1 protein-coding gene is annotated in these 1,763 nt (G+C 68.9%); it reads right to left on the reverse strand.

Going from position 1 to position 1,763, the window contains the following annotated elements; genetic code table 11:
* A partial coding sequence (locus tag ACFVJ3_RS49355) for an IS1634 family transposase (protein ID WP_378459025.1) occupies positions 1-1,608 on the reverse strand: 1,608 nt, incomplete at its 3' end.
* Positions 1,609-1,763 lie beyond the last annotated feature (155 nt).

Raw genomic sequence — 1,763 nt, forward strand, 5'->3', positions numbered from 1 at the left:
CAGGGTGATCAGGTGCAGGCGGTCGAGTTCATGGCGAAGGATGCGCCAGGTGTCACCGGTGGCGGTCTCGGCAACCCGGATCAGCAGCAGCGCGAGCCAGCACAACTGGACGTGGGCGCGGATGCGGTCCTCGCGGTGGTGAAAAACCGGCCGCAGCCCCAGCGAGCCCTTCATGTCGCGCCAGCCGCGTTCGACCGCGAGCAGCTGCTTGTAGGCGGCGGCCAGATCCTCCGGAGTCAGCGTGGTGTCGGAGGTGCGGAGCAACCACTTGCCGTCCAGGCCGGCCTCGGTCTTGATCGCGGCGGCATCGACGCGCAGCAGCCCGGCCTGGGTGCGCCGCAGATACCGGCGCAGCCCCGGCTTGGATTTCAGCGAGCCGACCAGCTCGTCGCGGCGCCGCGACGTCCAGGTGTCGGAGCCCTCGATCAACTCCCGCAGATGCGCGACGAGGTTCTCGCGCACCTGGGCGTCGCGCTGCGCCTGGTCCGGGTTGTGGCAGACCACGAACCGCTGAGCCCGCGCTCCGCCCTCGCCGTCCCCGTCGCCGCCGGGAGCGACGTGCACCTCCTTGACCCGCAGGTTGCCGGCGACGCTCCGGTAGCGACCGGGCCTCGCGAGCGCGGCGGCGGCCTCGGCATTGGTGTGGCGTAGCTTCTCGGCGTGGATGTAGTGACCGCCGCCTTTGGTGAGATAGGCCCGGTTGGCGGCGGAGGCGAAGCCGCGGTCGGCCACCCACACCAGCCGGCGCAGGTTCCACCCGTCCAGATCATCCTTGACGGTGCGGATGATCGCGGTGTCGGCGGTGTTGCCGGGAAAGGTCCAACAGCGCACCGGGATCCCGTCGCGGGTGACGGCCATCGCGATCACCACCTGCGGCAGGTCGGTGCGGAAGTCCTTGGAGTGACCGAACTCCCGCGCCCCGAACTCGGCCGGGCCGGTGTTGTCGTCGTTGGCAGGTGAGCCGGCCAGCTCCGGCACCCGGTCCGGTCCCTCGCTCTCGAAGTAGGTGCTCGTCGTATCCACGAAGACGATGTCCAGATCCAGGTTCAACAGGTGCGCAACAGAATTGAACACATCGGCCGCGATCTCCTCGAGTGCGTCGAGGAGAAAGTCCATGCCCCGGTAGGCCTGATCATCCGACAACCCTGTCATGTGCTCGATCGCGACGCGTTCGGTCACCCAGCCGGTCGCCGCCAGCTTCGAGCCCGGTTCGAGCGCGCGCTGGGCGACGAGGGTGAAGATCACCCGCTCCACCGCGGCGGCGTCGAGCCGCCGACCGTCGGCGGCGCGGCGGATCGCCGCCGAGATCCCAAGCCGTTCCCACAGCCGGTCCAGCGTCCACGCCCCGCCGAGGCGGCGGCAGTCGAGGATCTCCACCTCCCCGCCCCCTGCCGGCGCCGCGGCGGCCTGCTCGGGGGCGAGGAACCGCGAGATCGACGACACCAACCGGGCCAGGGCCTCGCGATCCACCGTCTCGGCCCGCCCGAAGTTGTGGATCACCTTCGCCGTCGAGGCACCGGTGCTCGGGTGCCGCTCGTTGTGGGCGAGCTGCAGATAGGACACCACCGAGCCGTCCTTGTTCTTCCGCCGCGTCTCCCGCAGGTACATACCTACACAACACCAGATCACACACCGCTTTACCAGCGGACACGCCGAAAATCGTGTGCCTACAGATTTCAGCGTTCCAGCCGCCCTGCACCGCTCTGACCTGCACATTCATTCCCGGAATGGCACGAAAATGCCTACGAACTGCGGAAGTCCGG

Origin of the sequence: Rhodococcus sp. NPDC127593, from assembly GCF_042671975.1 — a bacterium.
GTDB lineage: Bacteria > Actinomycetota > Actinomycetes > Mycobacteriales > Mycobacteriaceae > Rhodococcus_F.